The 8,792-nt window shown below is 42.8% G+C and carries 5 protein-coding genes; all 5 read left to right on the plus strand.

From position 1 onward, the window contains the following. Positions 1-81 precede the first annotated feature (81 nt). The 5 genes from DW917_RS15585 (at position 82) to DW917_RS15600 (ending at position 8,777) form a co-directional block, all read left to right on the plus strand. Entirely contained in the window at positions 82-2,499 is a 2,418-nt protein-coding gene (locus DW917_RS15585) for a hypothetical protein (protein WP_118120196.1), read from the plus strand. 33 nt (positions 2,500-2,532) lie between these two features. Then, positions 2,533-2,745, plus strand: coding sequence for a hypothetical protein (locus tag DW917_RS17360; RefSeq protein ID WP_158570214.1), 213 nt, complete (start codon positions 2,533-2,535; stop codon positions 2,743-2,745). 357 nt (positions 2,746-3,102) lie between these two features. Beyond that, positions 3,103-4,221, plus strand: a complete 1,119-nt coding sequence (locus DW917_RS15590; RefSeq protein ID WP_118120197.1) for an AraC family transcriptional regulator — start codon at positions 3,103-3,105, stop codon at positions 4,219-4,221. A gap of 138 nt (positions 4,222-4,359) precedes the next feature. Next, the gene (locus tag DW917_RS15595; RefSeq protein WP_370453544.1) at positions 4,360-5,499 is read left to right on the plus strand and encodes a rhamnogalacturonan acetylesterase; all 1,140 of its coding nucleotides are present in this window, start codon (positions 4,360-4,362) and stop codon (positions 5,497-5,499) included. 245 nt (positions 5,500-5,744) lie between these two features. Beyond that, the gene (locus DW917_RS15600; RefSeq protein WP_118120199.1) at positions 5,745-8,777 is read left to right on the plus strand and encodes a TonB-dependent receptor; all 3,033 of its coding nucleotides are present in this window, start codon (positions 5,745-5,747) and stop codon (positions 8,775-8,777) included. The last annotated feature ends 15 nt before the right edge of the window (positions 8,778-8,792 follow it).

Consider the following 8,792-nt stretch of genomic DNA (forward strand, 5'->3'; position numbering starts at 1 on the left):
ACTCAAAAATGCCCTATAAACAAGGGTGGGAAACTTTAGTCATTTAATGCTTTTAAGCATCGCTCCATCTTTGCCGTTTTCTTGGCTATATTCTTGCTTTTCGGAGCAGTCAAGGGAACCAAGGCACAAGATAGTAATGGTTCTGCTTCACCCTTTGATGGTTTGGAAAAACTTGAAGGTATTTCTGCAAGTGAGATGGCGAATTATGCAAAGAACGGTAAGCATGGTGAATTTCCAACGGATAAGAAACAAATCTTTTTCTTGTATAATGTAAAGACCGGTCTGCTGCTCAATGTAGGAGGCTATTGGGGAACCCATGTGTCTCTTCAGGAATATGGAATGCCTCTTTGGGTTTATGCAGACGGCGATGGTTGGATTCATTTCCAGCAGGATATTGATAAGCAGAGTGCTTCATCAGGGGAAGGCTGTTCGTTGGAATACTTCTATAAAGATTCTAATACTGGTAATGCTGCTGTCAACAATGGTGTCTTCGTGGATCGCGATATCTATGATACAAAAAAGACCGTGATTCAGCGTGGTTGGACGATTGAACCTATTGGAGATGCTAAAAATACCTTCAGAATATACACTTATCGCCGTAGTGAAAATGGGTATAGCAAATCTACCCCTTATGATAAATACTACCTCTCTGCAGCCGCTTCTCAGGGTGATGTGGATAAAAATTGTGGTGCTTTCTTGGAGACAGATAAACCTAACTATAGTGATGACGGCTCTCAGTGGCGTATTTTCTCTTATGAGCAGCTTTATAATTTGCAAAAGAATTCTATCGGCTTTAAGAGTTCATTAGATTTGTCATTCAAATTAGAGTGCCCTGGATTCAACCGTGATAATGGTAAGCTTGATAATTGGAAGACTGCTGTTTATAAGGATGGAGCTACTGGATCATTCCGATTTGGTTTGGAGAAACGTTATAAAACAGACCCGCAACATGAATCATACGACTATAAAGGTAGTGTTACATCATATACTTTCAATGGAACCAACTATACGAGTATGAATGATTACCAGACTCATCTTGGTAAATATTATTGCGCAGATATCAAGAATACCCGTGGCGCAGTCTATCAGGTGGTACACGTAGATCATGGCGGTTCTTATGTTATCGAATGCAAGGCTTATTCTAATACAAATAAGGCTAAGCTCTTTGCTGTTCTTTTGAAAGAAACACAAGAAGGGACTACAAATTATAAAGAAATAGTAGATGGTTCCCTCCGCGAAACTGTAGTCATGCAGACGGCAAACATGTCTCAGACAGAACAGAAAAAATTGCATATCAGCGAACAGAACATGGATTATGCTGGTAAGGAATTCTATGGCAGCCATAAGTACTTCAATAGTGTACTCGTGCAGGTTCCAGAAGGTGGCGGTAACATCTGCTTCGGTGTTCGTGTAGGTTCTGTTACTGATAATGTTGTTGAAAGTAATAATGAGTGGACAGTATTTGATGATTTCCGTCTTCTCTATGCAGGTTCTACCACCTCTCGCGACTTGATATTGGATGAAGACAAGGATAATCTGAACTATCTTCTCGACTGTACAGAAACTTATGACGATGTGGTTCTCCATCTCAACAAGAAATCTTTCAATAAGAATATCAATAAATGGAACACCATCGTTCTCCCAGTTGACTTGAATAAAGACCAGTTCACTCAGGCATTCGGAGCTAATGCCCGATTGGCAAAACTGACAACGCTCACTCGAAATCAGATCCAGTTTACAACGGTGAAGATTGCAGGAAAGAAAAATGATGACGTAGTTCTTGCGGCGTACGTACCTTATATCATCTATCCTACAAAGGACTTGGCAAATGAGAGAACACCTGAATATACGGCAACCCTTCATAAGACAGGTACTGGTTCTGGAATCGAGGAGCATAAGGTAACTATCGCAGCCAACCATATTGATATTCCGAATGTCAGCCTCAAGAGAAATGACCAAAACAAGAATGATCTCTTTGGACTCATTAAGGAAACTTGGTCGTTGAGTTTGGATAAAGTGAAACTTGCTAACAAGACTGAGGCGAGCGAAATCGTGACAGATGGAACTTTAGCTGCATTCGGTACTTTTGCAAGAACATACGGAAGTGAAATAGCTGATACTGAGACAACCTTTACCGTAAATAAGAATAATCCGATTATTGAGGGTAGAGATAATCTGCAACATTGCTATTTCTTCCATGAAGGAAAAATGGTCTATGCTGGCAACAAAGTTCGTGGCTTGCGTGGTTTCAGCGTATGGTTCAAGCCATATAAGCAAACTTCAGGTGCAGCCACTTCCAAGTTTATCCTGGATGGCATTGACTATACTACAGATGTAGAGCGAATCATGGCCACAGAAGACAGCAGCATCGATTCCAAGTTTGCGAAACTCGGTGTGTTCAATCTCAATGGACAGCTTGTTCGCAGCGGCAGTACCGATGTTTCAGGCTTACCTTCCGGTATCTATATCGTGAATGGCAAGAAAGTGTTTGTTAAGTAAAGACTAACTTATTGAAGATAAGAAAGGATGATTATGATGAAAACTCAATATATTAAACCGGAAATACAAATGGTTCTCTCTGAGAATATGCTGATGGCAAGCAACAGTTGGACAGTCGATAAAGCAAATAACGTTAATGACCCAGATGGTAATGATCACGGTCATATCTTTGGTCCTGACACTGATTGGGGTAAGGATCCTAGTTGGGGTGGTTCATCTGATCCATTTGACAGCAGATACTGGTAATCAGAAGTATATGTAGCGTACTATTAAACAGTGAAATATATTAAAAATGTGTTATCTTGGCAGAAATTCTGCTGGGATAACACATTTTTTTGCTTAAATAATTTGGAGAAAACTTATTTTTTTGTACTTTTGCAAGCAGGGTAGTTGAAAAACTATGCCTATAAACATCATATAGACTCAACAAAAATGATAAAAACCTAATGACGATCTTCAAAATACTCAAGATCAAAGGACTTTTAGTAGATTATGTACGTCTAATAATACTCTCTGTTCGTATGGCAATCAGATTGCTATGTGAATCAAAGTGTGCTAAAAGTAAGTGATGATAATTTATTGATTTGATAAAAGCTGTTTATTATGGAGTTACTGGAAAAATATTTCGCAGAACTGATTCAGTGTGTCGATGCAAGTTATCTGGTGATAGGCATTATCCTGGTATTCCTGAGTGTACCGGATACTGCAGACTATGCCCCTTATCGTAAGGCAAAATATTTCTTGGCATCAGCATTTTTTGTTATGTTCATCAACCTGTATCTTTGGTTGGAAATCTTTTCCTCTCAAGATTGGGAGGCGCTCAATTCCATCATTGCCTGTATGGACATCAGCCTGTTTTTCCTGACATGTATATGCTTTGCTTATTCGTTTGCCTCCCTGTTGGATTCGCAATATATCAATAAAAAGAGGATGCTGAAGGATTTCGGGTGTTGGATATTGACGGTTTCCTTTTCCTGGATTACCCTTTTGGAGCCTTTTGCACCTTATGCCTATTGTCTGTATATCGTTTCCACCCTGCTTTTCTGTAGCATCGTGGTAAGATACATGTTCCATTTCCAGTTTATCTATAGGAAGAAAAGGGAACAGTTGGATAATTACTTCTCCGATGATAATATGCAGCGTTTCATGTTCTGGACGAAGAAAAGCCTCTTCTTCCTGTGCCTCTTGGGTGTCTTTGCCTATCTCACTCTCTTCTTCGGAATCTATTTCAATTATGCCTACCAGGTGTATATCGTCAGTGTCAATCTTTATATCGTCATCTCTTTCATCAATTACCGCCCATATTATGGCACGCTCAATTTAGCGTCAGTGATGAATGATGAAATAGAAAACGATTCCAACCAGGAACCGGAAACGTCTAAGTTGGAGAATTATGAGAATCTCTTCGGAGCACGTTTGCAACAATGGGTGGATGATAAGAAGTATCTCTCATCTCAGTTGACCATCGACAGTCTGGCTTCCGAAATGGGTACCAATAAGGTTTATCTTTCCCGTTATATCAATGGGAAACATGCTGTCAACTTCAGTACCTGGGTTACCACCTTGCGCATCAAGGAGGCACAGGTCTATATGTTGGCTCATCCCGGTGCCACATTGGAAGAAGTAGCTTATCATGTCGGTTTCTCTTCTGCTTCCTATTTCTCCCGAGTCTTCTCCCGCATCGTCAAGACGAGTCCTACAATATGGCGAAGTAATATCTGAACAATATGCAAAAAATGAACGGAAAAACTAATGTTTTTGAAAAAGATATTGTACTTTTGTAGCCAAATTAACAAATAACTAAAACATATAATGAAGAAACAAACGAAATGGCTACTCGCCGGTATGATGATGCTGGCGATGTCCGCAAATGTGAAAGCCCAGACTTTCGAGGTAGATCTGAGTAAGCAAAATCCTAAAAGTTACGCTGTGGAAGTGCCTGATGGCAACTACAAGGTGACGGTTGTCCTCGGCTCCAAGAAAAAGGCAGCCAAGACGGTGGTGCGTGCTGAAGCCAGAAGACTCATGGTGGATGAAATTTCTACCAAGAAGGGTAAATTCCAGACCGTCCAGTTTATCGTCAACAAGCGTTCACCTAAGATTTCTGATAAGATGAACGTACGTATCAAACCTCGTGAGAAGGGCACACCTGACTGGGATGACAAGCTGACTCTTGACTTCTATGGTGCTGCTCCTGCCGTAAAACAGGTGAAGATAGAGCGTGACACGACTGCCACAACCATCTTCCTCTGTGGTAACTCAACCGTAGTGGATCAGGCTCATGAACCATACGCCAGTTGGGGACAGATGATTCCACGCTGGTTTGGTCCGGAAGTAGCTATTTCCAATCATGCAGAGAGCGGATTGACAGCCGGTTCCTTCTTAGCTTCCAACCGTCTGGAGAAAGTATTGGCCATGATGAAGAAGGGCGACTATGTGATTTGTGAGTTCGGACACAACGACCAGAAAGAGAAGACTCCAGGAAGTGGAGCCTGGTATAATTTCTCCTACAATCTGAAGCAGTATATAGATAAGGTACGCGCTAAGGGTGGAAACATCATCTTTGTGACTCCTACCCAACGCCGTTTCTTTGATAAAGCTACCCGCAGCAAAATACAGGAAACGCATGGCGACTATCCTGATGCCATGAGAGCTGTGGCAAAAAGAGAGGGTGTGCCTGTCATCGAACTTCATGATATGACCCGTACTTTCTTCGAGACATTGGGCTATGAGAACAGTAAGAAATCGCTGGTTCACTATCCAGCCAACACTTATCCTAATCAGCCGAAGGCATTAGAGGATAATACCCACTTCAATCCATACGGAGCCTATGAGGTGGCCAAGATGGTGGTGATGGGAATGAAGCAGCTCCATCTGCCATTCCTGAAATATCTCCGTCCAGACTGGCAGGATTTCAATCCAGCCCAGCCAGATGACTTCAATAAGTTCCTCTGGTATCCATCCACAGACCAGGATGTTACCAAGCCAGATGGAAACTAAAGATGTTCCGTTAACTCAGCGTCATCCGATGAAGAAAATCAAATGAGAATAAATATAAGCCGGTTCTTCAAAGTGTATAAGAACCGGCTATTTTTTGTCTTTTTAGCTGTTATTCCAGCTTATTTTTCCCGAAATTTAAATATTTATGCAGATTTACGTTAATTTTTTAGCAAATTGTTAGGTATATCAATGTTTTTTATTAAATTTGCAACATCAATATGAAGTTCAACTAACACATAGTTATTATGAAGAAGGAAAAAAGCCTGTTGCTCCTGATGGCAGCAGCTTCAGTGGGAGCAGTCCATGCTACCCCTCCTGCAAGCATGGGCGAAGAGATGAGTATTGTAAAAGTTCAAGAAAAAGGTCACACTTTTGTGAAAGGCCGTGTTATTGATTCCGAAGGAAATCCTCTGGTAGGAGTTACCGTCAAGATTGAAGGCACCAGCTATGGTGTCATCACGGATGCTGACGGCAATTATATTCTGGAATTCCCTTCCATGTCTCATCCTAAAATCGTGTATTCGAGTATCGGTTTTAAGACGAAATTCATCGAATTCATGGGTGTGAAAGAACAGAACATGATGCTTGAACTGGATCATGTGGCTCTCGACGACCTCGTAGTAATTGGTTATGGCAGCAAGAGTCGCAAGGATGTGACCAGTGCCATCTCTACCGTAAACCAGGAGCAGATCAGCAAATTGGCTGCTACGACTCCTACAATCGACGGACTTCTTCAAGGTACCGTGAAGGGTGTGTTGGCCACAACTTCCAATGGTGAACCGGGTTCTACCCTCAAGTTGAATATCCGTGGTATCACTTCTCCTTATCCAAAATCGGGTAAGGGCAACAACAACCAGCCTCTTTTCGTGATTGACGGTGTGCCTACCTTCATGGAGGATACCGGTATCAATCCGCTTATTAATATTTCTCCTAACGACATCGAAAGCATCGATGTGCTGAAAGATGCTGCTGCCACAGCCATCTACGGTTCTCGTGGTGCCAATGGTGTGGTCATTGTCAAGACGAAAAACGGTAAGCGCAATGAAAAGACCAAGGTAAGCTTCGGCTACACCTTCTCTTTCAGTAATCCTATCAAGAACTATAAGCCATTGAACATTTCTGAATACAAGAATGTACAGGACGAAATCCTGCGCAATACGGTAAACGGCATGAACGACGGCAGTTCGATGGTAGGTATGTATGGTGTAGCCGACTATCTGAGCCAATTTGGTAACATCGGATATAATGCCGAAACGGGTGCCTATACATACAACGGACTCAATGAGAGCCTTTTCGGTTCTGCGAATACCAACTGGGCTAAGGAAGTAATCAATAAGAATGCGCCTACCCACCAGTATAATGTTGCCATCAGAGGCGGCAGCAACAGGACCAACTATTCATTCTCCTTCAACGGTATGAACCAGGAAGGTCTGCTCATCAACGACCGTATGGAGAGATATGGAGCTAGACTCTCTTTGGATTCTGAAATCAATAAGTATATCACCGTGGGTGGTGTGCTCGACTATACCTACTCTTCTCGCAAGAGCGGCAGCAACGATCCTGCATTGGGCTATGACAACGACTCATGGAAGACTCGTCCTGACATGGCTGTGCGTGATGCTGATGGTAACCTGAAACGAGTAGATAAGTTTGGCGAATATGCAAGTAGCTATATGGATGCAAGTCCGGTGGGCAAACTCCAGAGAAAGACCCAGTATGAGAACGACCAGTTCTCAGGAAATGCCTATATTGACATCAAGCCTATCGAAGGTCTTACCCTCCATGCTGATGCCAACATATCCCGTTTCATCTTCAGCAATAGCTATTTCTCTCCGAAAGTTTCCTTGCCGGAACAGTATGAGACAGAACCAACTTCTACGCTCGCAGAGGCTAACTATCGCAACACGAATACGTCTATCAACTTCCGTGCTGACTATAAATTCAAGATTACTGACGACCATCGCTTCGACGTGATGGCTGGTTATAGTGCTGACAGATACTGGAGCAAGGAACACGACCAGGCTTACAGCGGATTCCCTAATGACGATGTGCTCAACAATGCCAGTTCTGCAACTACCGTCAACAAGCCTATGGAGACTTATTCCAAGAGTGGACTCAATTCCCTCTATGGCCGTTTGAGCTATGATTATCTTTCACGTTATCTGCTCGACTTCAGTCTCCGTTCCGATGAGTCATCCAAGTTTGGTCCTGGCAACAAGCGTGGTACTTTCCCTGCACTTTCTTTGGCATGGCGCGTCAATCAGGAGCCTTTCATGGCATCAGTACAGGATGTGGATGATCTGAAACTCCGTCTGAGTTGGGGTAAGACCGGTTCTACCAATGTATCCGACTTCTCTTACATCCAGTATTTCAACTCCAATATCTACGGTGGACAGAGTGCCGTTACCTTAGCCACTACTTATCCTAACAAGGATATCAAGTGGGAGATGACTACTGAGTACAATGCCGGTGTTGACTTCTCGTTCTTCAATGGCAGACTGAACGGTAGCTTTGATATCTATCATCGTAAGACAGATGGCGCCTTGGCTCCAGCTCCTATCGCCTTGGAGTTTGGTATCGGTACATTCTACAGCAATATCCTCGACTTGACCAATAATGGTTTCGAGTTCTCTATCGGTGGAGATGTGGTTCGCACCAAGGATTTCACCTACAATACGATGCTCAGTATCTCATCCAACAAGAATAAGATAACCAAGCTCAATGGTTCTACACTCGACATGATACACCAGGATCTCTACATGGAAGGTCATGCGATGGGAACCGTGAAGGGTTACAAGGTGGCTGGTATTTTCCAGAGTCAGGAACAGATTGATGAACAGAATTCTCAGGCACAGACAAACGGATATGATTTCTATCAGGATGGTGCTCACGTAGGCGACTATATGTTTGTGGATACAGATGGCAACGGGTATATTACCGAGGCAGACCGTACGGCTATCGCCAATCCGGAGCCAAAGGTGTTCGGAGGTTGGTCTCATACCTTATCTTATAAGAACCTCACCCTGTCAATGCTCTTCCAGTATCAGTTTGGAGGTCATGCATACTACAGTACTATGCAGGAATCAGCAGCCGGTAGTCTGGGTCAGAGTATTCTGAGAGAAATGTATGGCAATACATGGACACCGGACCGTACGGATGCCAAGTATGCCCAGCTGGTATGGCTGCCATCAAGCATGAGCAATACATACACCAATGACCGCTATGTATATTCCAACTCATATTTCCGGCTGAGGAAAGTACATATAAAAAGTGTTTGAGAGAAGAATGAGGAA

This window comes from Prevotella sp. AM42-24 (assembly GCF_003461825.1).
GTDB lineage: Bacteria > Bacteroidota > Bacteroidia > Bacteroidales > Bacteroidaceae > Prevotella > Prevotella hominis.